The organism is Streptomyces sp. NPDC048434 (genome assembly GCF_043200375.1).
In the GTDB taxonomy this organism is placed as follows: Bacteria; Actinomycetota; Actinomycetes; order Streptomycetales; family Streptomycetaceae; genus Streptomyces.
In genome coordinates this window covers 136,117-161,459 of sequence record NZ_JBICXQ010000001.1, presented here as the reverse complement: position 1 = coordinate 161,459, position 25,343 = coordinate 136,117, and the positions used below count along the sequence as shown (strand labels likewise).

Genomic DNA, 25,343 nt, shown 5'->3' with positions numbered 1-25,343 from the left:
CGTCCGCGCCCGGGACGGGATGTCGCCGGGCGGGGTACGGACCGGGTCGGGGGCCGCGGGCGGTGCCGCGCGGCCCCGCCTGACCGGGGGCCCGGGGCCCGAGGGCCCCGGGGTGGAGAGGTGTGCCGGTGGGCGTGGCCGGGGAGCCGTGGCCGACGGGCCGGGGCCTACTTGATGCCGGCCGCCTCGCAGGCTTTCTTGACGTCGCCGGTGCAGATCTGGCTCGCCTTGTAGACCTTGTCCTTGATGATCGTGGAGGCGATGTTGTCCTTGGTCACGATCTGCGCGTCGTACAGCTTGGCCGGGATGCCCTTGACCTCGCCGCTGAGGCTGTCGACCTTGGTGTCCGTCAGGGAGCCGATCTTGCCGCCCTTGAGCAGCTTGACCGCGATCTCGGCGGTGGAGTCCGCCTGCGGCTTGATCTGCTTGTAGATCGTGAAGGCCTGCTCGCCCTTGAGGATCCGCTGCAGACCCGCGAGCTCGGCGTCCTGGCCGCCGACCGGGACCTTGACGCCCTTCTGCTTGAGGGCGGTGATGATGCCGCCGGCCATGCCGTCGTTGCCGGAGTAGACGCCCTGGAAGCCGTCCTTGCCGAGCGAGTCGAGGGCCGCGCCCATCTTCTTGTTGGCCTCGTCGGGCGACCAGTCGGGGATGTCCTGCTCGTACGCGACCTTCTTGACCTGCTTGTCGAGGACGCTGTGGGCGCCCTTCTTGAAGAACGGCATGTTCGGGTCGGTCGGCGAGCCGTTGATCATGACGACATTGCTGTCCTTGGCCTTGCCGCCGAGCGCCTTGACCAGCGCCTGGCCCTGCAGGCGGCCGATCTTCTCGTTGTCGTAGGACACGTAGGCGGAGAGCTTGCCCTCGGCCAGCCGGTCGTAGGCGACGACCTTGACACCCTTCTTGGCGGCCTGGTTCACCCAGGACTTGGTCGCCTTGTAGTCGACGGAGTCCAGAATGATCACCTTGACGCCCTGGGTGATCAGCGCGTCGAACTGCTTCTTCTGGTTCTCGGTCTCCTGCGCCGCGTTGTTGTACTTGACCGTGCAGTCGCTGCACAGTTTGTGGATCTTCGCCTCGATCAGCGGACGGTCGAAGGTCTCGTAACGCGTGGTCTTGTTCTCCGGCAGGAGAAGACCGATGGTCTTGTTGTCGCCACCGCCACCCTTGGCGTTGTCGCCGGCCTTACCGCACGCGGCCACGGAGAGCGCCATCGAGACGGCGGCGGTGCCTATGACGACGCGACGCGTCCAAACGTTCATTGGGGTTGCCTCCCTGACGAGGCCGCGTCGTTGCGGCCGAGGTGGCTGGAAGTCAACTCGGCCGCCAGCCGACCGTCAAGGAGTAAATCCTTAACGAGATGACAACGGTGCCATGCGTTAGCTGTGTGAACTCAGCGCTTTCACGCTAGGGCCGGCGCGCCCGCGGGCTGCGCGCCGTCGAGCAGGGTCGAATCGCCCATCTCGCTCAGCACCAGCGCCAGCGCGCCCAGTACCTCCGCACGGCCCCCGAGCGTGCCGGGGACGATCCCCAACTGCCGTGCGGCACTGGGGATCGCGTACCGCGACACCGATTCACGGATTGGCGCCAGGACCAGCTCACCGGCCTCGGCGAGATCACCGCCGAGCACCACCCTGCTGGGATTGAGCAGATTGCACAGGTTCGCCACACCACTCCCGATATGACGGCCTACGTCCGCAATCACCCGCCGGCAGCCCGGGTCGCCCTCGCGGGCCAGCTGCACCACCCGCGCCATGGTCAGATCGAGGCCGTGGCTCGGCTGCAGCAGCGGGAGGACGTAGCGGGCCGCGGTGAAGGTCTCCAGGCAGCCGCGGTTGCCGCAGCGGCACACCGGGCCGGACTCGTCCAGCGTGATGTGCCCGATCTCGCCCGCCGTGCCGCCCGGCCCCCGGTAGATCTGCCCGCTGATCACCAGGCCGGCGCCGACACCGCTGGCGACCTTGATGTACGCCAGATCGGTGGCCCCCCGGCCGCCGCCCCACACCAGCTCGCCCAGCGCGCCGAGGTTGGCGTCGTTGTCGACGTAGACGGGCACGCCGAGACGCCCGGACAGCTCCTGGCTGGGGTTGGTCCCCGACCAGCCCGGCAGGATCGCCGTCGAGCCCAGCGTCCCGGACTCGACGTCGATGGGTCCCGGTACGCCCAGGCCGACGCCGATGACCTTGCCCGCGTCGAGTCCGGTGGCCGTGATCAGCCGGTTGACCAGCTCTTCCGCCCGGTCGAAGCCCTCGGCAGCGGATGCGTCCACATCGATCGGCTCGGCCTCCTCGGCAAGCACCTGGTGGGCGAGGTTGCCGACCGCCACCCGCAGATGGGAATGCCCGAAATCGACCCCTACGACGATGCCCGCATCGCCGGAGAGGGAGACGCTGCGCGCCCGCCGCCCGCCCGCCGAGGTCGGGGTCACCTCAACGGTCCCGCCGTCCTTCAACTCACGAACGATGTTGGAAACGGTGGCCGCGGACAGCCCCGTGCTCCGGGCGATCTCCGCCTGCGTGAGTGAGCCCGCCATACGCACCGCGCGTACGACCCGCTCCAGATTGGCCCGGTGCAGCGAGGACTGCGACCCCGGAGTCTCCATCGAGTCATCCACTCCCGTCTGGGGCCGGGGGTACCTCCCAGTGGTGACTGGGGGAGGTACATCGACCACCCGCCGGCCGAACCCACACCCTTGTGGGACGGCCCTCGATTCAACATGTGAACTCTAAGCAGAACTCCAGCCGGGAAGTCCCGTCAAGGCGTTGAGCCCACACATGATCAGGGGCGGTCCCTCCGGGAAGCCCGCGAGGGCGGCTCCGCCGCGGCGGAGCCGCCCCGGAGCGCGCACCCGGCGGTGCGCAAACCTGGCGCAAATCCATCGCCACCCGTCGGCGGCGTACCGCTCCCCGGCCCGCTCCCCTACTTCAGTGCGCCCGCGGTCAGACCGGCCACCACCTGCCGCTGGAAGATGATGTACGCGGCGAGCACCGGCAGCATCGCGATCGTCAGCCCCGCGAACAGACCGGACCAGTCCCCCTTGTAGCCCTGGCTCACCGCCAGCGCCACCAGTCCCTGGGTCAGCATCTTCTTGTCCGGATCCCCGACGTTGAGCACCGTCGGCAGCAGGTACTGATTCCACTGCCCGAGGAAGTTGAAGATCCCGACGCTGATCAGGCCGGGCTTGGCCATCGGCAGCATCACCTGGAAGAAGGTGCGGGTGTGCGAGGCGCCGTCGATGAGCGCCGCCTCGGCCACCGAGGTGGGCAGCGTCCTGAAGAATCCGCTGAGGAAGAAGACCGTGAACGGCAGTGAGTAGGCGATATAGACCAGGATCAGACCTTGGTAGGTGTCCAGCAGCGCCATGTTCTTCATGACGAAGAACAGCGGGACCAGCGCCAGGATGACCGGGAAGCCCATCCCGCCCACGAACAGGAAGTACACGAAGCGGTTGCCCGGGAAGTCGAAACGGGCCAGCACATACGCCGCCATCGCCCCCAGCAGCATCGTGCCGATCAGCGAACCGCCCACGACGATCAGCGAGTTGAGGAAGTACTGGCCCATGTTCGCCTTGTCCCAGGCGCGTGACCAGTTGTCGAAGTGCAGGACCGAGGGCAGCCCCCAGGGCGAGCCGAAGATCTCGGTGTCGTCCTTGAAGGAGCTCACCACCGCCCACAGCAGCGGCATGGTGACCAAGAGGCCCCAGATCACCAGGACTCCGTGCGAGAAGACGTTGAGGACCTTGCCCTCTCTTCTCCCGCCACCGGAGCGGGCGCCGCCCTTCCCGCCCTGACCATCGCGCGGCCCGGGCAGTCGCGAGGTACCCGGCTGCGGTTCCTGCTCCTTCGTCACACCGGGGAGGTCCGCCGGATCCGTCTGCGCACTCATCAGAACTCCAGTCGCTCGCGTCGTCCCAGCCGCATCACGATGGCCGAGAAGATGAGGGTCACGATCAGCAGGGAAACGCCGATGGCCGTCGCATATCCGGCCTGACCGTCGCGGAAGGTCTTCTGGTACACGTACAGCGGAAGGACCTCGGTCGAATAGTCGGGACCGCCCGGACCGACACTCATGATCTGCACGAACGCGAAGGCCGAAACATCCAGGGCGAGGATGCCCATATAGATCCAGCCGGTCTGGACCGTGTCCCACAGCAGCGGCAGGGTGATCCGGAAGAACGTGTTGAAGCGGTTCGCGCCGTCCAGCAGCGCGGCCTCGTAGAAGTCCTTCGGAATGGAGCTCATACCGGCGGAGAAGAGCACCACATAGAAGCCGACATTGGCCCATACCATCGCGGCCATGACGCACCACAGCGCGATCTGCGGATCGCCCAGCCAGTCCGGCTGCAGATTGTCGAGCCCGATCGCCTGGAAGAAGGCGTTGAGCGCACCGCTCTCCGGGTTGTAGGCGAACTGGAACAGCAGCGCGACGATCGGGACCGACAGCACCTGCGGGAAGAAGTAGAGAATTTTGTAGGTGCCCGAGCCGCGCACACCGCCGATGACCGCCTTCTTCCGGCGGCGGCCACCGACGTTGAGCATAAAGGCGAAGAAGAGCCCGAGCGAGAGCGTCACCACCGGCAGGAGCAGCAACAACGTCACGCTGTTGCCCACGGCGGACCAGAAGACATCGTCCGTGAAGAGGCGCGCATAGTTGTCGAAGCCGACCATCTTCATGTCCGGACTCAGTCCGGTCCAGTCCGTGAAGGAGTAGTAGATGGCCTGCACGAACGGCGAGATCACGAAGATCGCGTAAATCGCCAGCGGGAGGACCAAGAACCCCGCGATGAAACGGTACTTACCGTGTTTCATGACTACCGATCCCGTTCTCTCCCTGCGTTTGCCGCCTCCGGTGACGCGCCCTCAGCTCACGCTGGGCGGTGCCCCCACACGCTTGTCGGTCAGCGCTTGTACTTCTTGACGCTGGAGTCGTCGCGGGTGTCATCCGCGTACTTCTGGATCTTCTTGATGGCCTCGTCGGGCGTCATCCGGCCGGCCATCATCTCGCCCAGCGCACCGACACCGATCCGCTCCTTCTGGAGCGCCACATACCAGTCCTGCAACCGCGGATTGACGATGTTCTGGCCGGCCTTCTGCAGTGCGGCCTGCGCCGATGCCAGACCGGGCGGGAGCGTCAGCCCCTCGGTGCCGCCGTTGAGCGAGGTGAGCGAGGAGACCTGCTTGATGAAGTTCTGCGAGGACTTCTTGCTGAGCATGATGCGCAGCAGCTCCATACCGCCCTCGGCGTTGCGGGCCTTCCGCGGAACGATGTACGGCTCGCCGCCGGAGGCCCAGAGGGTGCCGTACGGCATCTTGTCCGAGGTGGACAGGCTGGACGGGGCGCCGACCGCGAGATCGAAGTGCGGGTTCTTCGCGATCTGTTTGGCCGACTCGTTCTCCACCCAGGAACCGTTGGGGATGAACAGCGCCTTCCCCTCGGCCCACGCCTTCTGCGACTGCAGGTGGTCCAGGCCGGGCGAGCCCTTGAGGACATAGCCCTTCTTGTAGAGCTCGTAATAGGCGTCGAAGGCCGCCTTGACCGCCGGGTCCTTCCAGGCGTTCGGCTCCAGGTTGTCGATCTTCCGCAGGACCTCTTCACCGCCGATCTTGGCGATGAACGGGTAGAGGCTGAAGGGGAAGTAGTACGGGTATTTGCCCGGGTAGGTCCAGCCCGCGACACCCTTCTTCTTGGCCTTCGCGCACAGGGCCAGCATGTCGTCCCAGGTCTCCGGGTATTCCGCGTCCAGCTTCTGCAGATTGCCCTTGGAGTACCAGACGCCGTAGACCGTGTACGCGTAGTAGAGGATCCAGGTTTCCTTGCCGCCGAACTGGCCCATTTCGACGACACCGGGGCGCAGCGTGTCGCGCACCTTCTTGTTCGGATCGTCGAAGGAGGGGGCGTCGAGGAGGGCCGTGAGGTCGGTCAGCTGGTCCTTGGCCACCAGCGTGCCGAAATCCATCTGTTCCGCACCCGAGTTGTCCACGAGGTCCGGAGGGTTTCCGCCGTTGAAGCGCGGCTGCAGCGTCGACTGGATCTTCTGGGTCGACGAGAGCTTGACCTTGCCATCGGCCTTCGGGAAGGACTTGACGTACTCGCCCTGTGCGTCCTTGGCGTACTTGTCGCCGAAACCGCCGTCGAAGATGACCACATCGAGGCCGGCCGACTCATTGACCGCGAGCGGATTCTTGGCCGACTTCTTGCCCTTTTCGACCTTGTTATCTTCCTCGCCACCGCTGCCGGCGCACGCCGACAGCACTCCCATGGACGGTACGGCGATGATCCCCAGGGCCGCGGCTCGCTTGACCAGATCGCGACGGTTGAATTCAGAGGTGGATCCCATGCTCAAGTCCTCGCCTTCTTCAGGACTCAGGCGGTGTACCGGAGCCACCCCGGCACCGCGGGTCAGATGAAGCTGAGTTGTACGGGATGTGCACCGGGCGCGCTAGAGAAATGCGGGGCAGTCATCCGTTCCCGCCTTCCCCCCGGATCCACGGCCGTGGTCGTACGGCCGGTCGGACGCCGACAGGTATAGTCCACTTCCGGCCGCAGGGGCAAGATCGAATGCAGGGTTGGACGGCAGTCTTTCCCTAGTTGAGACCTCCCCGACATGCACGGGATTCGCCCGGACATCACTCTGCCGGACCGCTCGGCGACCGAGCGGCCCACCGATCTCAGCAACACCCTTGACACCAAAGTCCCCACGCACCTTACTTATCTCTGTTTATCTTGGCGTCATGTAACTGACAACGATGTCAATCTCGTTGAGAGGGCTCGCGTGCGGCTCAGATACCGGCACCGTCCACTGCGGGGGATCGCCCGCCCCGCCGCCCTCGCGGCGGCCGCTCTACTCGTCATCACCGTGCACGGCCCGGCTCAGGCCGCGCCGCCCCGAAAGCCCCAGGGGGCAACGGAGTTCCGCTCCTCCTTCGAACCCGGCGAACCGCAGCCGGACTGGACCGACAGCGTCGACACCGGCCCCGACGGAAAACCCAGGGCCTCCGGCGTCAGCCCGCAGACCGCCCCCGCGGCGCCCGGCATGAACACCGGGACCGACACCGGACCCGGCGACTCCCCCACCGCCAAGACGCACGCCGGCTTCAGCGGCACCCATGCGCTGCGCTACTCCGGCACCCACACCGCCGACGGCCGTGGCTACGCGTACAACAAGATCTTTGACGTCGATCTCCCCGTCACCGCGGCCACTTCGCTCTCGTACAAGCTCTTTCCCGAGATGGCGAAGAGCGATCCGGCCTATCCGGCGACCCACACCGCCGTGGATCTGGCCTTCACCGACGGCACCTACCTCAGCGATCTGGCCACCGTCGACCAGCACGGCGCGCCGCTGACGCCGCAGGGCCAGGCGGCCTCCAAGACGCTCTACGTCAACCAGTGGAACAACCGGGAGTCGCGGATCGGCGCGGTCGCCGCCGGCAAGACCGTCGACCGGATCCTGGTCGGCTACGACGCGCCCGAGGCACCCCGGACCGCACCGGCCTTCCGCGGCTGGGTCGATGACCTCACCCTCGGCCCCAAAGCCGCGGAGAAGCCGCTCGCGCACCTCTCCGACTACGCCGTCACCACCCGCGGCACGCTCTCCAGCGGCAGCTTCTCGCGCGGCAACACCTTCCCCGCCACGGCCGTCCCCAACGGGTTCAACTTCTGGACCCCGGTCACCAACGCGGGCTCCGCGGACTGGCTCTACGAATACGCGCGGAAGAACAACGCCGACAACCTCCCCACCCTCCAGGGCTTCAGCGCCAGCCATGAGCCGAGCCCGTGGATGGGAGACCGGCAGACGTTCCAGGTCATGCCGTCCGCCGTGGCCGGCACCCCGGATGCCTCGCGCAGCGGCCGTGCGCTGCCGTTCCACCACTCCAACGAGACCGCGAAGCCGCACTACTACGGCGTGACCTTCGACAACGGTCTCAAGACGGAGATCACCCCGACCGACCACGCCGCGCTGATGCGCTTCACCTTCCCCGGCGACCGGGCGAGCCTGATCTTCGACAACGTCAACAACAAGGGCGGGCTGAGCCTGGACACCGAGCGCGGGATCGTCACCGGCTTCTCGGACGTCAGGAGCGGACTGTCCGTCGGCGCCACCCGGCTCTTCGTCTACGGCGTCTTCGACGCCCCGGTCACCGGCGGCGGCAAGCTCGACGGCGGGGGCGGCAAGGACGTCACCGGCTACCTCCGCTTCCAGCCCGGGGCGGACCGCACCGTGACCATGCGGATCGCCACCTCGCTGATCAGCGTGGACCAGGCGAAGGCGAATCTGACCCGGGAGATCCCGGCCGACGCGACCTTCGCCGGCGTTAAGGACCGGGCGCAGTCGCAGTGGGACGACCTCCTCGGCCGGATCGAGGTCCAGGGCGCGAGCCGCGACCAGCTCACCACCCTCTACTCCAACCTCTACCGGCTGTACCTCTACCCCAACTCCGGCTTCGAGACGGTCGGTTCACGCAGCCGCTACGCCAGCCCCTTCTCGCCGCAGACCGGGCCGGACACCCCGACCCATACCGGCTCGAAGATCGTCGACGGTGAGGTGTACGTCAACAACGGCTTCTGGGACACCTACCGGACCACCTGGCCCGCCTACTCCCTGCTCACCCCGAAACGGGCCGGGAAAATGGTCGACGGCTTCGTCCAGCAGTTCAAGGACGGCGGCTGGATCTCCCGCTGGTCCTCGCCCGGCTATGCGGACCTGATGACCGGTACGAGTTCCGATGTGGCCTTCGCCGACGCCTACGCCAAGGGGGTGAAATTCGACGCCGAGGCGGCCTATGCCGCGGCCGTCAAGAATGCCACCGTCGCCCCGCCGGACCCCGGCGTCGGCCGTAAGGGCATGAACACCGCGCCCTTCCTGGGCTACACCAGCACCGACACCCGCGAGGGCATGTCCTGGGCGCTGGAGGGCTATCTCAACGACTTCGGCATCGCCCGTATGGGCAAGGCGCTGTACGAGAAGACCAAGAAACCCCGCTACAAGGAAGAATCCGCCTATTTCCTGGGCCGCGCCCAGAACTACGTCAAGCTCTTCGACGACAAGGTCGGCTTCTTCCAGGGCAAGGACGCCCAGGGCAACTGGCGGCTGCCGCCGGGCACGTTCGACCCCCGGGTCTGGGGCAACGACTACACCGAGACCAACGCCTGGACCTTCGCCTTCACCGCGCCGCAGGACACCCGGGGCCTGGCCAACCTCTACGGCGGCCGCTCCGGCCTGGCCAAGAAGCTGGATGCCTACTTCTCCACCCCGGAGACCGCGTCCAAGGAATTCGCCGGCTCGTACGGCGATGTGATCCACGAAATGACCGAGGCCCGCGACACCCGTATGGGCATGTACGGTCACAGCAATCAGCCCTCGCACCACATCGGCTACCTGTACGACGCGGCCGGGCAGCCCTGGAAGACCCAGGAAAAGGTCCGCGAGGCGATGTCCCGGCTCTACCTCGGCAGTGAGATCGGCCAGGGGTATCCGGGCGACGAGGACAACGGCGAGATGTCCGCCTGGTACGTCTTCAGCTCACTCGGCTTCTATCCGCTGGTGATGGGCCAGGGCGAATACGCGGTGGGCTCCCCCCTGTTCACCAAGGCCACGGTCCATCTGGAAAACGGCCGTGATCTCACCATCAAGGCACCGCGCAACAACGCGCGCAATGTCTATGTCCAAAGCCTCCGGGTGAACGGCAAGCCCTGGAAGTCCACCGCCCTGCCACACCGGCTCCTCGCCCGCGGCGGCACCCTGGACTTCACCATGGGCGACCGGCCGTCCGCCTGGGGCACCGGAGCGCAGGCCGCCCCGACGTCGATCACCCAGGACGACAAGATCCCCTCCCCGCCCCGGGACGTGACCGGTCCCGACGGCGGTCCGCTCTTCGACAACACCTCCGACAGTGCGGCCGAACTGACCGGCGCCCCGGTGGACCTCACCCGGCCCACCCGGGTCACGTCGTACACGCTCACCTCGTCGGACCGCACCACGGCGCCGGCCGGCTGGATGCTGGAGGGCTCCCAGGACGGAAAGCGGTGGACGCCACTGGACCACCGCAAGGGCGAGTCCTTCACCTGGGACCGCCAGACCCGTGTCTTCGCCATGAGCCGGCCCGGCAGCTATCGGCACTACCGGCTGGTGCCCGACGGCAAGGGCACGCTCGCCGAGATCGAGCTACTCGGGACGCCCTAACCCCCGTTGACCGGTGAACTCCCAGTGGAGCTCCCGAAAGCGGACGGGCCGCACCCCCTCGACCGAGGGAGTGCGGCCCGTCCGGTACCGCCGGTCAGCTGCCGGCGGCCCTGCTCACTTACGGATCAGCGAGCGCAGCACGTACTGCATGATGCCGCCGTTGCGGTAGTAGTCCGCCTCGCCGGGGGTGTCGATGCGGACGACCGAGTCGAACTCGACACCGCTGTCGGTGGTGACCTTGACGGTGCGCGGCGTGGTGCCGTCGTTCAGCTCGGTCACACCGGAGAAGGAGAAGGTCTCCTCGCCGGTCAGGCCGAGCGACTCGGCGGACGCGCCCTCCGGGAACTGCAGCGGCAGGACGCCCATGCCGATGAGGTTCGAGCGGTGGATGCGCTCGTAGGACTCGGCGATGACGGCCTTGACGCCGAGCAGCGCGGTGCCCTTGGCGGCCCAGTCGCGGGACGAGCCGGAGCCGTACTCCTTGCCGGCCAGGATGACCAGCGGGGTGCCGGCGGCCTGGTAGTTCTGCGAGGCGTCGTAGATGAACGAGACCGGCGCGCCGTCCTGCGTGAAGTCGCGGGTGTAGCCGCCCTCCGTACCCGGCGCGATCTGGTTGCGCAGGCGGATGTTGGCGAAGGTGCCGCGGATCATGACCTCGTGGTTACCACGGCGCGAGCCGTAGGAGTTGAAGTCACGACGCTCCACGCCGTGCTCGGTGAGGTACTGGCCGGCCGGGGTGTCGGCCTTGATCGCACCGGCCGGGGAGATGTGGTCGGTGGTGACCGAGTCGCCCAGCTTTGCCAGCACCCGGGCGCCGGAGATGTCGGAGACCGGGGTGGTCTCCATCGTCATGCCCTCGAAGTACGGGGGCTTGCGCACGTAGGTGGACTGCGGGTCCCACTCGAAGGTGTTGCCGGTCGGAATCGGCAGCGCCTGCCACTGGGCGTCACCCGCGAAGACGTCCTGGTAGGACTTGTTGAACATGTCCTCGCCGATGGCGTTGGCCACGACGTCGTTGACCTCGGCCTCGGTCGGCCAGATGTCCTTCAGGTGGACCGGGTTGCCCTCGGTGTCGGTGCCGAGCGCGTCCTTGGTGATGTCCACCTTCATCGAACCGGCGAGGGCGTAAGCGACGACCAGCGGCGGGGACGCCAGGTAGTTCATCTTGACGTCGGGGTTGATCCGGCCCTCGAAGTTACGGTTCCCGGAGAGCACCGAGGTGACGGCGAGGTCGTGGTCGTTGACGGCCTTGGAGACCTCCTCCGGCAGCGGGCCGGAGTTGCCGATGCAGGTGGTGCAGCCGTAGCCGACGAGGTTGAAGCCGACCTTGTCGAGGTACGGGGTGAGCCCGGCCTTGTCGAAGTAGTCGGTGACGACCTTGGAACCCGGCGCCAGGGTGGTCTTGACCCACGGCTTGCGGGTCAGGCCCTTCTCGACCGCCTTCTTCGCGACGAGCGCGGCGGCGACCATGACGTACGGGTTGGAGGTGTTGGTGCAGGAGGTGATCGCCGCGACGGTGACCGCGCCGTGGTCGATCTCGTACGTCGAGCCGTCGGGGGCGGTGACCGTGGTCGGGTTCGACGGGCCGCCGTTGGGGTGGAGCGCGGGGGCGTCGGAGGCCGGGAAGGACTCGATGCCGGCCTCGTCCACGTTGTCCACGTAGTTGCGGAGGTCCTGGGAGAACTGCTGGGCGGCGTTGGCCAGGACGATGCGGTCCTGCGGGCGCTTCGGGCCGGCGATCGACGGGACGACCGTCGACAGGTCCAGCTCCAGCTTCTCGGAGAAGTCGGGCTCGGCGGCCGGGTCGAGCCAGAGGCCCTGCTCCTTGGCGTACGCCTCGACGAGCGCGACCTGCTGCTCGTCGCGGCCGGTCAGGCGCAGGTACTTCAGGGTCTCGTCGTCGATCGGGAAGATCGCGGCGGTGGAGCCGAACTCCGGCGACATGTTGCCGATGGTGGCGCGGTTGGCGAGCGAGGTGGCGGCGACGCCCTCGCCGTAGAACTCGACGAACTTGCCGACGACACCGTGCTTGCGCAGCATCTCGGTGATGGTCAGCACGAGGTCGGTGGCGGTGGTGCCCGCCTTCAGCTCACCGGTCAGCTTGAAGCCGACGACGCGCGGGATGAGCATGGAGACCGGCTGGCCGAGCATCGCGGCCTCGGCCTCGATGCCGCCGACGCCCCAGCCCAGCACACCGAGGCCGTTGACCATGGTGGTGTGCGAGTCGGTGCCGACCAGGGTGTCGGGGTAGGCCTGGCCGTTGCGGACCATGACCGTGCGCGCCAGGTGCTCGATGTTGACCTGGTGGACGATGCCGGTGCCGGGCGGGACGACCTTGAACTCGTCGAAGGCGGTCTGGCCCCAGCGCAGGAACTGGTAGCGCTCCTTGTTGCGGCCGTACTCCAGCTCGACGTTCTGGCCGAAGGCGTCCTTCGTGCCGAACTTGTCGGCGATGACGGAGTGGTCGATGACCAGCTCGGCCGGCGCCAGCGGGTTGATCTTCGCCGGGTCGCCGCCCAGCTCCTTCACGGCCTCACGCATGGTCGCGAGGTCCACGACACACGGCACACCGGTGAAGTCCTGCATGATCACGCGGGCCGGCGTGAACTGGATCTCCTGGCTGGGCTGGGCCTGCGAGTCCCAGCCGCCGAGCGCCCGGATGTGATCGGCGGTGATGTTCGCGCCGTCCTCGGTGCGGAGCAGGTTCTCCAGCAGAATCTTCAGGCTGTAGGGAAGACGCGCGGCGCCTTCGACCTTGTCCAGCCGGAAGATCTCGTACGACTCGTCGCCCACCTGCAGCGTGCTGTGGGCGTCGAAGCTGTTCGCCGACACGACAGTCTCCTTCATGCATGAATTCGCGCGTACCGCCGCAATGCTGCCGTCACAGCCTCTTGCCCCATTCGCTAAGGTAAGCCTAAGTTAGGCACGCCTTACTGGCGCGGCAGCGGTACGCCTCTCGGCAGATATCTCGATGTCGAGATAACTCTAGTACATCGTCGCGGCCAGGTCATGCCCTGACCGGTGCGGAGCGCACCCGGAGCACGTCACGACGGGCCGCTGACCGCTCTCCAGGGCGGGATGCGGCCGGGGACCGGCTGGCGACGCTTCCCGTGCTGTTCCATCGGCTCCGGCTCCAAACCCGACGCGGTACCCCGACGCGGCCGCCCGACACGTCGCGTGATGTCGGCGTACCGGTGAACGTGCCTCATCACGTCACGCACGTCTCATCCGACGTGACAAGTCATCCGACGTGACATGCACCGAACTCGGTGGACAGAGGATGCCGGGTGATCTCGCGGCCCGTCCCCGCTTGACCTTGACACGGTGACAAGGCCTTCGCTGTGTCCAGGAGGTGGTCCCGATGACCATGCCGAAACAGGACACGGACACGATCCGAGCTCTCCAGGGGCTGGCGGACAGCCGCTCGTCAGTGCGACTGCGGGCAGCGCTGGCGGCCGGCACGACCCCTGACCCGCGGTTCATCGACAAGCTCATCGAACGATGCGCGAGCGAGCCCGAATTCTCCGTGCGCGAAATGCTGACATGGGCGCTCACCCGCCACTCGGCATCCATGACGGTCCCAGTGCTTCTCAACGAAGTCCGCTCGGAGCGTGCGCAGGCACGCAGCCAGGCGTTACACACGCTGTCCAAGATCGGGGATCGGCAGGCGTGGCCGGCGATCACACGGGAGCTTCTGTCCGACGCCGACGACGAGGTGGTGCGGAGCGCCTGGCGAGCAGCGGTCGTGCTCGTGCCCGAAGGTGAAGAACCCGCGTTGGCGGGAGTGTTGGCGACACAGCTCGGACGCGGCGCACGTGAGACGCAGCTGAGCCTCAGCCGGGCGCTGATCGGGCTCGGTGAGGCGATCATGCCGACCCTGCGCGCCGCGATGGCGGATCTCGACCCTCGTGTGCGTCGGCACGCGGTCGCCACGGAACGGCTGTTGCGCAATCCGGATGACGGATTCGAGTTCGCGATCGAGGAGGCGAAACGCATCATGGCCCTCGGCACGACCAGCCAGGAGGGGTGACAGGCAGTGTTGATCGGTGATGTGGCACGACGGTCCGGGGTCAGCGCCCGCATGCTCAGGCATTACGACTCGCTCGGCCTGGTGCGGCCAACGGGTCGTACCAAGGCCGGCTATCGAGAGTACGGCGGCGAGGACATCCGGCGAATCTTCCATATCGAGAGCCTGCGGTCATTGGGGCTGTCGCTGCGTGAAGTCGGGTGCGCGCTGGATGACCCCGGCTTCACACCCTCGGAGCTCGTCGACGACCTCATCCACCAGACGCGAGAACGCATCGCGGCTGAGACGGCGCTGCTCACGCGACTGCGTCGGATCGGTGCCGCGGAACCCGCCGGCTGGGAGGACGTCCTCCAGATCGTGGCACTCCTCCAGGCCTTGGGGTCGGAGAGCGCCGGCAAGCGTCAGCGCGCTGCCTTGTCCTCGGTGGAAGAGATTCCGGTACCGGTGGAAGCCCTGGTCGAGGCAGCGTTGAGCGAGACGGACCCGAACGTCGCCGGAGCCCTTCGATGGGCTTTGGCGCAAGGGGGCGAGGGCGGCTTGGCGCTGCTCGCGGAGGGCCTCGGCTCACCGGTGGCCGAGGTGCGGAAACGTGCCGTCCAGTCCATCGCCGAGATGCCGAACGCTGAGGCGACCGCACTGCTGCGGGACGCCCTCACGAACTCCGACCTCGTGGTCCGCAGGTGTGCCGCTCTGGCGCTCGGGGCACGGGGAGTAGCCGACGCGGTCCCGACGCTCATCGACATGATCGTCGAGGAGACGAATGACGTCGATGCAGCCGATGCACTGAGCGTGCTGGCGAGTGATCCCGCGTGGGCGGATCAGATCGCCACCGGGCTCGTTGACTGCCTCGCCCACGGCACAGCTGCCTCGTCTGCACGTCGGCGGCTGACACAGGCGCTCGCGGACATCCCGGGGAGCACGGCGTCACGTGCCCTCGCAGATCTGTCACATGACGAAGACCGTGCCGTTGCGCTTACCGCGACATACATTCTCGGGATACGCCAGACGCGATAACGGATCTTTCCCGGGGTGCTGTGTGTACCACCGGCCGCTCCCGTGATCATCGCGACGGCCCTTTCGACGTCGGCCCGCAGCCCCGGCCACCTTGCCGGTCTCCGCCTCCAGGTTGCTCCCCGGCTTCCCGGTGTCACATCCGGCCCATGGCATCCGTCAATACTGCGACGGACCTCGACGGCGGAGGCATGACACCCATGAACGACCACGAGTGGCTGGCGGAGCGGTTCGAGGAGAACCGGAGGCATCTGCGGGCCGTGGCCTATCGCATGCTCGGCTCGGTGAGCGAGGCAGACGACGCCGTCCAGGAAGCATGGCTGCGGCTGAGCCGGTCCGGTGCGAACGGTGTGGAGAACCTGGGCGGCTGGCTGACGACGGTCGTCGGGCGGGGGTGCCTGGACCAGTTGCGGATGCGCAAGGCGCGCCGTGAGGACCCGCTCGATGTCCATGTCCCCGAGCCGGTCGTGAGCCCGCTGGACAACATCGACCCGGAACACGAGGCGCTGCTGGCCGACTCGGTCGGGCTCGCGCTGCTCGTCGTGCTGGAAACCCTCACCCCTGTCGAGCGGCTGGCCTTCGTGCTGCACGACATGTTCGCGGTGCCCTTCGCCGACATCGCGCCCCTCGTCGACCGCACTCCCGCCGCCGCCCGGCAGCTCGCCAGCCGCGCCCGGCGCCGCGTCCAGGGCACTGCTCCGGCCCCCGACACCGATCTCGCCCGTCAGCGCGAAGTGGTCGACGCCTTCCTCGCCGCCTCGCGCGGCGGCGACTTCGAGGCGCTGCTCGCGGTCCTCGACCCGGACGTGGTGCTGCGCGCCGACGCCGGTGACACCCCCGAAGGCGTATCGAAGCTGGTCCGCGGAGCGCGCGCGGTCGTCGAGCAGGCGCTCACCTTCTCCCGGTTCGCCACGTTCGCCCGGCCGGCACTGGTCAACGGTGCGCCGGGACTCGTCACGGCACGGGGCGGGCGGCCGTTCTCCGTCATGGGCTTCACCGTCGCGCACGGGAAGATCGTCGAGATCAATATCCTCGCCGACCTCGCTCGGCTGAGCCGGCTGGATCTGACGATCCTCGACGACTGACGACGCCGGCGGGGGCGGGGGCGGCCCGGTGGGCCGCCCTTCGCCAGCGCCCGCAGGGCCTGGACCGCGCTGTTGAGGGTGGTGACGGGGACCAGCCGCAGGCCGTCCGGGGCGGGCCGCACCTGCGCGCACTCCGCCTTCGGCACGAGGAAGACACCCACCCCGTCACGCTTGGCCGCCTGCGTCTTCAGCGCCGCCCCGCCCACCGCACCCACCGTGCCGTCGGCGTCGATCGTTCCCGTACCGGCGATGGTGCGGCCGCCGGTGAGATCGCCGCCGCTGCCGTCGCCGGCCAGCTTGTCGACGATGCCGAGCGAGAACATCAGTCCGGCGCTGGGCCCGCCCACGTCGTTGAGCTTCAGCCGCACCTTCACCTGGCCCGGGTCCTTCTTCAGCAGGCCGAGCGCGGCCGTGGACGCGGCCCGTTGCGAGGACTTCATGTCCGCGGTGTTGTGCTTCGCGATCTCGGCATCGGACATTCCCAAAGGAAAGACAGCATTCGTGGGCATCACCGAACGATCCGCACGGAACCACCCCTCGATCACGTCACCCACGCGGATATCGGCGCGGGGCGCGGTCGCCTGGATCGCCACCATCCGCAGCTGCCCGGTGGTCCAGCGGACCGGAGCGCCGCCGATCGAGATGACCTCGCCACCGCCATGGGTCCCCAGCACATCCGTGGTCTGCCCCGGCCGCGCCACCGAGTACGGCAGCGGCGCGAACCCCGCGACGGCCAGCAGCGCCACCCCGGGTACGGCGCTGAGCGCGAGGACACGGGGACGCGAGAGGGTGCGGGGACGGGTCGGTGCTCCGGTGCGGGAGGGGCGCATGATCACGCCGCAAATCCAGGTGAGGGCACATGTCCGACTTCACCCGCCCCGGCCCCGCCACCCGCCCGCCTCACCGCCCCGTCAGCCCCGTACGCACCACCGTCACGATCTCCTCGTCGGAGAGTCCCAGGTTGCGGGCCTCGGCGATCAGCCGCTGGGCGGCCTCGCCGAGGCGGGCGCGGGCCGGGGATGCGGCGCCGGTGACCACCGCACCGCGGCCGCGCCGGAGCTCGATCAGGCCCTCCTCCTTGAGGCGTTGATAGCCGCGCAGCACGGTATGGACGTTCACGCCGAGCGAGGCGGCGAGCGCGCGGGCGGCCGGCAGCCGCTCCCCGGCGTCCACCGTGCCGTCGGCGATCGCGCCGCGGACCGAGGCGGCGATCTGGTCGCCGAGCGGGACGGACGAGCCGGGGTCCACCCGGAAGAGCACCTCAGCCTCCTTGCCGCGCCCGTGCGCGGTCCGTGTACGTATTGAGCAGCGCAACGGCGGTCGCGGCATCGTCGACCGTCACCACGAACTCCTTGCCATTGGTCAGCCGTACCACGATGCCCTCGCCCGAGCGCAGTACGAGGCCGCTGCCGCCGGCCCGGATGCGGTAGCCCCAGCCGCCGAACTCGGCGAAGCAGGAGATCCGGCGACTGTCGGCCTCCGCGATGCGGTCCAGGGGGATATGGCGGAAACGGAAACGACCGGGCAGCAAGGCCGGCGACAGGGCCAGCCCGCGCCGGTCGACGGTCACCCGTACCGAGGCCAGGGGGAGAACCGCGGCACCACCGAGCAGCAGTCCGGCGCCGCTGAGCCAGCCGGCGAGGAGGCCCACGACGAGCCCGGCGCCGAGCATCACGACACCCAGCACGACCAGCGGGGACGAGCTGATGGTGCGTGACCAGCCGGCCGTCGTGCCGTCGGGGAGGTCGAGCCGGGGCGTTGCGCCTCGCGCCCGCCGTGGTGGCGGGGGTGCCGCCCCGGCGAGCAGCCGCCCCAGCGCGCCGGCGAGCAGCGCCACACCGAGGTCCACGGCCGGCTGCCACTGCGGTATCCGGACGGCGGCGGCGTCGGCGGCATCGACGTTGGCGAGCAGCGTCCGGCACATGGCGTAGCCGAGCGCGGCGGCAGTGGCGTAGGAACCGGCGATCAGCCACGGCACCTCGGGGGTGTGTGCCCGCAGCTGAACGAACAGGCCGCATCCGACGCCCAGGACGAGGAGCACGGCGAGGCATCCGGCCAGAAAGCCGGGCACCGAGGAGAAGCCGTCGGCGCGGCCGCCGGCGAAATGGGAGGCGAGCGGATCCGGCAGCCGCCCGGCCGCCCCCGCATAGAGAGCGCCGAGCGCCATGATCACGACAACAAAGGGGAGGACGGCAATCCAGGTCCGCCGATGGCCGGCCGACGATGATAGGGAACGCGGTGCACTCGTCATGACTACCTCTCAGTTGTTCGGATAGTACTAGAACAACTCGGCAGATCTCAATTGCGCATCCATCTCATATCTGAGATACGGTCACCCCATGGCAGACGACTACCTCGTACGCATCGGCAGGCTCATCCGTGACGCCCGGCAGCACCGTGGCTGGACGCAGACGCAGCTCGCCGAGGCTCTCGGCACCAGCCAGAGTGCGGTCAACCGCATCGAGCGCGGGAATCAGAACATCAGCCTTGAGATGATCGCCCGTATCGGCGAGGCACTCGACAGTGAAATCGTCTCGCTCGGCTACGCCGGGCCGATGCATCTGCGGGTCGTCGGCGGCCGCCGGCTGTCCGGCAGCATCGACGTGAAGACGAGCAAGAACGCCTGTGTGGCGCTGCTGTGCGCCACGCTCCTGAACGCGGGCCGCACAACTCTGCGCCGGGTGGCCCGTATTGAGGAGGTCTACCGCATCCTCGAAGTGCTGGGCAGCATCGGCGTGCGGACCCGGTGGATCAACGACGGCAACGACCTGGAGGTCATCCCGCCCGCGGAGCTCGACCTCGACTCGATGGACACCGAGGCGGCCCGCCGCACCCGCAGTGTCATCATGTTCCTCGGCCCGCTGCTGCACCGGATGGACCACTTCAAGCTGCCGTACGCGGGCGGTTGCGATCTCGGCACCCGGACCGTGACGCCGCACATGACGGCGCTGCGCCACTTCGGGCTGGAGATCACCGCGACCGACGGCACCTACATCGCCGAGGTGGACCGCAGTGTCGCCCCCAAGCGCGCGATCGTTCTGACCGAGCGCGGCGACACCGTCACGGAGAACGCGCTGCTGGCCGCCGCCCGGCACGACGGCGTCACCGTCATCCGCAACGCCTCGTCCAACTACATGGTCCAGGATCTCTGCTTCTTCCTGGAGGAGTTGGGCGTCCGCGTCGACGGCATCGGCACCACCACGCTCACCGTCCACGGCACCGCACACATCGAACGCGATGTGGACTTCGCACCGTCCGAGGACCCGGTCGAGGCCATGAGCCTGCTGGCGGCGGCAGTGGTCACCGAGTCGGAGCTGACCATCCGCCGCGTCCCGGTCGAGTTCCTGGAGATCGAACTGGCGGTCCTGGAGGAGATGGGCCTGGACCACGAGCGCAGCACGGAGTACGCGGCCGACAACGGCCGTACCCGGCTCATCGATCTCACGGTCCGCCCCTCCAAGCTCCAGGCCCCGCTGGACAAGATCCACCCGATGCCCTTCCCGGGCCTCAACATCGACAATGTCCCCTTCTTCGCGGCCATCGCGGCCAGCGCCCAGGGGCAGACCCTCATTCACGACTGGGTCTACGACAACCGCGCCATCTATCTGACGGACCTCAACCGCCTCGGCGCCCAGGTCAAACTGCTCGACCCGCACCGGGTCCTGGTGGACGGCACGACCCGCTGGCGCTCCGCGGAAATGATGTGCCCCCCGGCCCTGCGCCCGGCCGTCGTCATCCTGCTGGCCATGATGGCCGCCGAGGGCACCTCCGTCCTGCGCAACGTCTATGTCATCAACCGCGGTTACGAGGACCTGGCCGAGCGCCTCAACTCGATCGGGGCGCAGATCGAGATCTTCCGGGATATCTGACCCCCACGCGCCACCGCACCCCGTTTGACCTGCACGAATGCGGATCTGGACGGGGTGCGGAGGCAGTCGTGGGACTTCTTCGGGACGTCACGCCTGAGGGCGGGAGGCCGACCGATGGCTCGGGCCCGCCGCTATCCCGCCGACGGGCCGAAGAACTCCAGCTCGGCGATGGCTACTTGCTTGGCGTTCGTGGTGCCGTATGCGGTGTGCAGCACCAGCCGTACGGTCATCGCGCCCCGTACGTGCACATCGATCTTCTGCGCCCCGCCGTCGTTGAGCCGGTAGTGCGAGAGGTGCTGCTTGCCCGCGGAGTCCGTCAGCGGGCGGGGTCGGCGGCCTGCGGGCTGCGTGCGGAGGCACCGGGCGTGATCACCATGTTCAGCAGATCGGTGGGCTGGCCGAATCCGGCCTCCAGGTACTGGCCGTCGGAGGCACCCGAATAGCCCGTCCCCCACCAGGTGTTGGAGTAGCCGTCGAAGGCGAGCTTCGGACCGTGCTCGGGCCCGGAGTGCGATGCCTTCCAGGTGGCGGCGGGCACCTGGACGCGCTTGGCGAAGTGGTCCTGGACGGCCCGTGCGGCCGGCGGCCCCCCGATGATGCCCCCGACCACGACGGCGGCGATCAGGGCCCCCACCACAGCACGGGTGATCCACCGGGTGCGGTCGCGGTGCAGCCGCGGGCGCTCTCCGGCGTACGGGCCTCCGGCCTCCGTGCGGACGGTGTCGGTGAGGGGGGTGGCACAGCTGCGGCAGAAGTGGCGACGTGGCGCGTTGGGCGTGGCACAGCTCGGGCAGGGCATTCCGTTCTCGGGCTCGGGGGCGGCCTGCGGGTTACGGACCCGGGGCCGGGCCGCATCGGGCCGGCCGGGCAGCACACCGCCGGGTGCCTCCGGGGGCGCGGTGGGCGAGGCGTCCGGCACGGGGACCAGAAGGGCGCGGATGCCGGTTTCGGAGATGTTCCCCTCGCCGGGCGGACGAGGCGTCGGAGTGCCCTGGCCATGGGGGTGGTCCGGACGCTCCGGGCTGTTGGGTGCGGGCCGGGACGGCCCGTCGTCGGCGGCGGCTGTTGGGGGCGGGGTGGTCGGATCCTCGCCGCTGCCCTGGTGCGGAGCAGCCGCCGCGTCGGTGGCGCCCCCAGCAGTGGGGGCAGTTGGGCCCGTCCGCGGGGCGGCGGCGTCGGTCCGTGCGGCGTCGTCCGGATCGCCGGGGCGGCCGGGGGTGTCGTCCGGTCCGCTCGTCGCAGGGTGTGTACGCGCCGCGTCCGGCGGGGACGCGGGCGGCGGAGTCGCGGACGGCGGCACCGACGAAGAGGACGCAGGCGGCGGGGACGTCGACGCCGCAGGGCGGTCCCAGCGCAGAAAACCCCCGCAGGAGTCGCAGAACGACTGTCCCGTCTGGGTAGCCGGAGCGCCGCAGTCCGGGCAGGTGGTGATATCGGTGGCCATGGATCAGGTTCCTTCAGAGGTGGCGTCAGGCGTGGCTTCGGTGCGGACTTCGGAGGCGAGTGGCGTGGTCACCTCGACCGTGAAGGGGAGGTGCGCGGGGCGGGCCGCCGCGACGACGGCGTGCAGCCGGTGCGGGTCGGTGGCGGCGGGGTCGTGGACCCGCAGGCCGGGGCGTGGGGAGCACGGTCGGGCCGTTCACCGAACTCCGCTGTGAACTGGTCCCGTTGGCCGTACGCGGCCGATGGCGCGCCAAAGCGGCGGTCGCCGTCGACAACCTCGGCAACCAGCCGCTGACGGTCTCTCTGTCCGGCCGGGAGAACGGAGACGCCCTCACCGTCGAGGCCCAGCCGAGCTCGGTGCAGGTCGCCCCGGGACGCGCCGCCTTCGCCCGGCTCCATATCCGCCCCGGTACGGTCAGTTGGGTCGGCGGCACCAACAAGCACCCCTTCACCGTCTCCGCGCTGCGCGCCGGCGTGCCAGAGCCGGCCGAACTGCGCGGCACCTACCTTCAGCTGTCCGTGCTGCCGCGCTGGGCGATGATGGTGTGCTCGCTGCTGGTGGCGGCGCTGGCGTTCGTGGCGCTGTGGTTCAAGGCCCAGCCCACGGTGGCCACCAGCGCGAAGGAGAAGGCCGGCTCGACCGGTCGCCCGATCCCGGCTCCCAAGAAACCGGCGCCCGCGCCGCCGTCCGAGAAGCCGTCCGAGCCCGCGGCTCCCTCGGAAGAGCCGAAGGCGCCCGAGGGCGGCGACGACAAGAAGGACGAGGGCCCGGCGCAGCAGACCATCCGGGACGCCGCCAACGGCGGCTGGTACCTGCAGGTCAACCAGGGCGGTCAGGAGGACGGCACACAGGTCGGCCAGAACCCCCGGTGGACGGCCGACGAGTTCGGCCGCAATCAGTGGTGGATCATTCATCACTACCCCGAGAACAACACGGTCGCCCTGGAGGAGTCGGGCAAACTCTCCCCGCAGCAGAAGTGGCGGCTGGTGGAGGCGGCCGACGGCCGCACCCGCATCGTCAACACGGCCAACAACGAGTGCCTGACCGATATGCAGAACGACAAGGGTGCGATCACCTGGCAGTGCACCGACGAGCCCGACGAACGGCAGGACTGGAAGATCTCCGACGGGCCGTGAGCGCCGGACAGGACCGTTCTGGACCGGCCGGGGCCGCCGGAGCCGGACGGCGGATCGCCCGTCCGGCCTCGGCGGTACCGTCCCCGGCCGGCCGGTCACCCGCACCGGGGCCGGCGGGTGCGGCGGCGCAGGAGTGTGACCGAGGTCAGGAGCTCGTGAGGATGACGAGTTGCCGGGTCGCGCGGGTCATCGCGACATAGCGGTCGACGGCTCCTTCGATGCCCTTGCCGAATGTCTCCGGGTCGACGAGGACGACCAGATCGAACTCGAGCCCCTTCGACACCTCCGGCGTCAGCGACCGGACGCGGGAGGTCGCCCCGAACATGCCGGCCTCGGTGTCACCAGCGCCGATGACGCAGGCGATGCCGTCGGCATGTGCAGCGAGCCAGGTGTCGAGGATCGAGTCCAGCTCCGCAACAGCTCCATGGACGACGGGGATGCCGCCGCTGCGGATGGAGGTCGGCACATTGGCGTCCGGGAGCACAGCGCGGATGACCAGCTCGGCTTCCGCCATGACCTCTTCCGGCGTGCGGTAGTTGATGCTGAGGGAGGCCACGGTGATCCGGTCGAGCCCGACCCGCTCCAGCCGTTCCTGCCACGAGTCCGTGAACCCGTGCCTGGCCTGGGCGCGGTCCCCGACAATGGTGAAGCTCCGGGACGGGCAGCGCAGCAGCAGCATCTGCCACTCGGCGTCGGTCAGTTCCTGCGCCTCGTCCACGATGATGTGCGCGAACGGGCCGGCGAGCAGGTCCGGTTCGGTGCCGGGCAGTGCGCTCTCGTCGATCAGGGTGTCCTGCAGGTCCTGTCCGCGCAGCATCCCCACCGCGCCTTCGCTCTCGTCGATCTCGGTGTCTTGCAGGATGCCGTCGATGACGTCGGCCCTGCGCGCACGTTCGGCGGCGACCGAGGCGTCGTGCCGGCGCTTGCGTACGGACGCCTCCGGATCGCCGAGCCGCTGCCGTGCCGCGTCCAGGAGCGGCAGGTCGGACACCGTCCAGGCCTGGGCGTCCGTGCGCTGCAGTCTGCGCACCTCATCGGGGCCGAGCCAGGGAGCGCACTTGCGCAGGTAGGCGGGTACCGACCAGAGATCTCCGACGAGGTCACTCGCTTCGAGCATCGGCCACGCACGGTTGAGGGTCCTGCTCAGCTCCCGGTCCTGCCCCAGCGACCTCCTCAGCAGCTCGGGCGGGGCGTCACTGTCGTCCTTGTCCATCAGGATCGTGAGCAGCTCCTCCCGGATCTGGTCGCGCGCCTCGTTGTGCGGAGTACCTGGTTCCACCGCTTCGAAGGCCGCCGCCCAATCGTCGGCGCTCAGCCAGATGTCGGACCAGTGGCTCGAAACCGTCATCCCCTCGGTGGGCGGCTCCTCGTAGATGCCGACGGCCGGCTCGATCGCCTTCACCAGGTCCGCTGACGACTTCAGCAGGGCCACGCCCGGGTCGGTCTCGATCGCCGCGCCGGCCCCCTCGGTGACGAGGTCGCGCAGGGTGCAGGTCTGCACGCCCTCCTCGCCGAGGCTGGGCAGGACATCGGCGACGTAGGCCAGGTAGGGCCGGCTCGGACCGACGAACAGGACGCCGCCGCGACGGTGACCGAGGCGAGGGTCGGAGTAGAGGAGGTGGGCGGCGCGGTGCAGCGCGACGACGGTCTTGCCCGTACCCGGACCGCCGTCGACGACGAGCGCGCCGCGGGATCCCGCCCGGATGACGGCGTCCTGGTCGGACTGGATGGTGGCGAGCACGTCGCGCATCCGGGCCGACCGGTTGCCGCCCAGGCTGGCGATGAACGCGGACTGGTCGTCGAGCGCGGCGTGCCCCTCCAGCCCGTCGGCGGTGAACACCTCGTCCCAGTAGTCACTGACCCGGCCGCTGGTCCAGCGGTATCTGCGGCGGCTCGCCACGCCCAACGGGTTGGCGTGGGTCGCCGCGAAGAACGGCTCGGCCGCGGGCGAGCGCCAGTCGAGCAGCAGCCGGCGCCCCGTGCTGTCGGTGAGGCCGAGGCGTCCGATGTACACGGGCTCGGCGTGGTCGGCAGGGACGAAGTGGCCCAGGCACAGGTCCAGACCGAAGCGACGCAACGCGCGCAGGCGGCCGGTCAGGCGGTGGATCTCCGTGTCCCGGTCCATCGCCTGCCGGCCGATGCCGCCGGGTGCCCTGCGCTCGGCATCGAGCCGGTCGGACAGTTCGGCGATCGACTGATCAAGGCTCTCCGCGATGGCCGCGAAGTGCTGCTCGTCGGCGTCGATCAGCGCCGGGTCGGCCTTGGGGGAGAGACGGTCGGGAAGGTCGAACGCACTCGTGGTCAGGGGGTTCATGTCCTCAGCTCCGGTCCGAGGTCGCTGCCGCGACGGCCTGCGGCACGCACACCCGCGTCTCGGTGCCGGGTGCGCGCACCCGCAGGGCCCGCCCCCGCAGCGCGCGTCCCACCACCGGCTCGACGTCACCGCACGACCCATAAACCGACAACATCACACGCACTTCGTGAATCTCCCATTTCCGCAGGTTCTGGCCTCGGCCCGCGATTTTGCCGCACGACCGGGGCCTTGCCGCAAGCCCCCTGGTGCGCTATATGTTGAGAGTGGCAAGGAGTGG

16 protein-coding genes and 2 pseudogenes are annotated in these 25,343 nt (G+C 68.8%); 6 read left to right on the top strand and 12 right to left on the bottom strand.

The genetic code is table 11. The features are described 5' to 3' along the window. Positions 1–167: 167 nt before the first annotated feature. The 5 genes from ACGFWI_RS00620 to ngcE form a co-directional block, all read right to left on the bottom strand. Positions 168–1,262 carry a sugar ABC transporter substrate-binding protein gene (locus ACGFWI_RS00620; protein ID WP_393903688.1) on the bottom strand — a complete coding sequence of 365 codons (1,095 nt, stop codon included), beginning with the start codon at positions 1,260–1,262 and terminating at the stop codon, positions 168–170. Between the two features lie 140 nt (positions 1,263–1,402). Beyond that, positions 1,403–2,602: an ROK family protein gene (locus ACGFWI_RS00615; protein WP_393903687.1), complete on the bottom strand. Its 1,200-nt coding sequence runs from the start codon at positions 2,600–2,602 to the stop codon at positions 1,403–1,405. Between the two features lie 317 nt (positions 2,603–2,919). Next, entirely contained in the window at positions 2,920–3,885 is a 966-nt protein-coding gene (locus ACGFWI_RS00610) for a carbohydrate ABC transporter permease (RefSeq protein WP_393903686.1), read from the bottom strand. Continuing rightward, positions 3,885–4,808: a carbohydrate ABC transporter permease gene (locus ACGFWI_RS00605; protein WP_393903685.1), complete on the bottom strand. Its 924-nt coding sequence runs from the start codon at positions 4,806–4,808 to the stop codon at positions 3,885–3,887. Before ACGFWI_RS00605 ends, ACGFWI_RS00610 begins: the two co-directional genes overlap by 1 nt. An 89-nt stretch (positions 4,809–4,897) precedes the next feature. Then, positions 4,898–6,337, bottom strand: coding sequence for an N-acetylglucosamine/diacetylchitobiose ABC transporter substrate-binding protein (gene ngcE / locus ACGFWI_RS00600; protein WP_393903684.1), 1,440 nt, complete (start codon positions 6,335–6,337; stop codon positions 4,898–4,900). Between the two features lie 435 nt (positions 6,338–6,772). Here ngcE and ACGFWI_RS00595 point away from each other — a divergent pair, with 435 nt between their 5' ends. Beyond that, entirely contained in the window at positions 6,773–10,180 is a 3,408-nt protein-coding gene (locus ACGFWI_RS00595; protein WP_393903683.1) for a GH92 family glycosyl hydrolase, read from the top strand. A gap of 114 nt (positions 10,181–10,294) precedes the next feature. On the opposite strand, the gene acnA is transcribed toward ACGFWI_RS00595, so the two are convergent. After that, positions 10,295–13,012 (bottom strand): aconitate hydratase AcnA, encoded by a 2,718-nt coding sequence (gene acnA, locus ACGFWI_RS00590; RefSeq protein WP_393903682.1) that lies wholly within the window; start codon positions 13,010–13,012, stop codon positions 10,295–10,297. Positions 13,013–13,541: 529 nt separating this feature from the next. Between acnA and ACGFWI_RS00585 the strand changes: the two genes are divergently transcribed. The 3 genes from ACGFWI_RS00585 (at position 13,542) to sigJ (ending at position 16,303) form a co-directional block, all read left to right on the top strand. Beyond that, the gene (locus ACGFWI_RS00585) at positions 13,542–14,210 is read left to right on the top strand and encodes a HEAT repeat domain-containing protein (protein ID WP_393903681.1); all 669 of its coding nucleotides are present in this window, start codon (positions 13,542–13,544) and stop codon (positions 14,208–14,210) included. Positions 14,211–14,216: 6 nt separating this feature from the next. Next, positions 14,217–15,221 carry a HEAT repeat domain-containing protein gene (locus ACGFWI_RS00580; RefSeq protein ID WP_393903680.1) on the top strand — a complete coding sequence of 335 codons (1,005 nt, stop codon included), beginning with the start codon at positions 14,217–14,219 and terminating at the stop codon, positions 15,219–15,221. Positions 15,222–15,418: 197 nt separating this feature from the next. Continuing rightward, entirely contained in the window at positions 15,419–16,303 is an 885-nt protein-coding gene (sigJ, locus tag ACGFWI_RS00575; RefSeq protein ID WP_393903989.1) for an RNA polymerase sigma factor SigJ, read from the top strand. Between the two features lie 32 nt (positions 16,304–16,335). On the opposite strand, the pseudogene ACGFWI_RS00570 reads toward sigJ, so the two are convergent. From ACGFWI_RS00570 to ACGFWI_RS00560, 3 genes and pseudogenes are all read right to left on the bottom strand, one after another. Next, positions 16,336–17,133 (bottom strand): annotated as a pseudogene (locus ACGFWI_RS00570) (S16 family serine protease); the annotation flags it as partial. 70 nt (positions 17,134–17,203) lie between these two features. Beyond that, positions 17,204–17,563, bottom strand: a complete 360-nt coding sequence (locus ACGFWI_RS00565) for a GntR family transcriptional regulator (protein WP_393903679.1) — start codon at positions 17,561–17,563, stop codon at positions 17,204–17,206. A gap of 1 nt (position 17,564) precedes the next feature. Then, positions 17,565–18,470: a DUF1648 domain-containing protein gene (locus ACGFWI_RS00560; protein ID WP_393903678.1), complete on the bottom strand. Its 906-nt coding sequence runs from the start codon at positions 18,468–18,470 to the stop codon at positions 17,565–17,567. A gap of 172 nt (positions 18,471–18,642) precedes the next feature. Here ACGFWI_RS00560 and ACGFWI_RS00555 point away from each other — a divergent pair, with 172 nt between their 5' ends. After that, on the top strand, positions 18,643–20,172 hold the full coding sequence (locus ACGFWI_RS00555) for a helix-turn-helix domain-containing protein (RefSeq protein WP_393903677.1): 1,530 nt from the start codon (positions 18,643–18,645) through the stop codon (positions 20,170–20,172). Positions 20,173–20,488: 316 nt separating this feature from the next. On the opposite strand, the gene ACGFWI_RS00550 is transcribed toward ACGFWI_RS00555, so the two are convergent. Together ACGFWI_RS00550 and ACGFWI_RS00545 are read right to left on the bottom strand one after the other, a co-directional pair. Further along, positions 20,489–21,616, bottom strand: a complete 1,128-nt coding sequence (locus tag ACGFWI_RS00550; protein ID WP_393903676.1) for a zinc ribbon domain-containing protein — start codon at positions 21,614–21,616, stop codon at positions 20,489–20,491. A gap of 3 nt (positions 21,617–21,619) precedes the next feature. Next, a pseudogene (locus tag ACGFWI_RS00545) lies at positions 21,620–21,811 on the bottom strand (hypothetical protein); the annotation flags it as partial. A gap of 341 nt (positions 21,812–22,152) precedes the next feature. Here ACGFWI_RS00545 and ACGFWI_RS00540 point away from each other — a divergent pair. Next, the gene (locus ACGFWI_RS00540; protein ID WP_393903988.1) at positions 22,153–22,752 is read left to right on the top strand and encodes an RICIN domain-containing protein; all 600 of its coding nucleotides are present in this window, start codon (positions 22,153–22,155) and stop codon (positions 22,750–22,752) included. Positions 22,753–22,897: 145 nt separating this feature from the next. Here ACGFWI_RS00540 and helR read toward each other — a convergent pair whose 3' ends face one another. Continuing rightward, the gene (gene helR / locus ACGFWI_RS00535; protein ID WP_393903675.1) at positions 22,898–25,066 is read right to left on the bottom strand and encodes an RNA polymerase recycling motor ATPase HelR; all 2,169 of its coding nucleotides are present in this window, start codon (positions 25,064–25,066) and stop codon (positions 22,898–22,900) included. Positions 25,067–25,343: the final 277 nt, after the last annotated feature.

Bases quoted from the DNA above. Each gene is read 5' to 3' on its own strand.
- ngcE (WP_393903684.1), bottom strand. From the start codon at position 6,337: ATGGGATCCACCTCTGAATTCAACCGTCGCGATCTGGTCAAGCGAGCC.
- ACGFWI_RS00620 (WP_393903688.1), bottom strand. From the start codon at position 1,262: ATGAACGTTTGGACGCGTCGCGTCGTCATAGGCACCGCCGCCGTCTCG.
- ACGFWI_RS00585 (WP_393903681.1), top strand. From the start codon at position 13,542: ATGACCATGCCGAAACAGGACACGGACACGATCCGAGCTCTCCAGGGG.
- ACGFWI_RS00605 (WP_393903685.1), bottom strand. From the start codon at position 4,808: ATGAAACACGGTAAGTACCGTTTCATCGCGGGGTTCTTGGTCCTCCCG.
- ACGFWI_RS00550 (WP_393903676.1), bottom strand. From the start codon at position 21,616: ATGGCCACCGATATCACCACCTGCCCGGACTGCGGCGCTCCGGCTACC.
- sigJ (WP_393903989.1), top strand. From the start codon at position 15,419: ATGAACGACCACGAGTGGCTGGCGGAGCGGTTCGAGGAGAACCGGAGG.
- ACGFWI_RS00610 (WP_393903686.1), bottom strand. From the start codon at position 3,885: ATGAGTGCGCAGACGGATCCGGCGGACCTCCCCGGTGTGACGAAGGAG.
- ACGFWI_RS00560 (WP_393903678.1), bottom strand. From the start codon at position 18,470: ATGGCGCTCGGCGCTCTCTATGCGGGGGCGGCCGGGCGGCTGCCGGAT.
- ACGFWI_RS00555 (WP_393903677.1), top strand. From the start codon at position 18,643: ATGGCAGACGACTACCTCGTACGCATCGGCAGGCTCATCCGTGACGCC.
- ACGFWI_RS00540 (WP_393903988.1), top strand. From the start codon at position 22,153: ATGATGGTGTGCTCGCTGCTGGTGGCGGCGCTGGCGTTCGTGGCGCTG.
- helR (WP_393903675.1), bottom strand. From the start codon at position 25,066: ATGAACCCCCTGACCACGAGTGCGTTCGACCTTCCCGACCGTCTCTCC.
- ACGFWI_RS00615 (WP_393903687.1), bottom strand. From the start codon at position 2,602: ATGGAGACTCCGGGGTCGCAGTCCTCGCTGCACCGGGCCAATCTGGAG.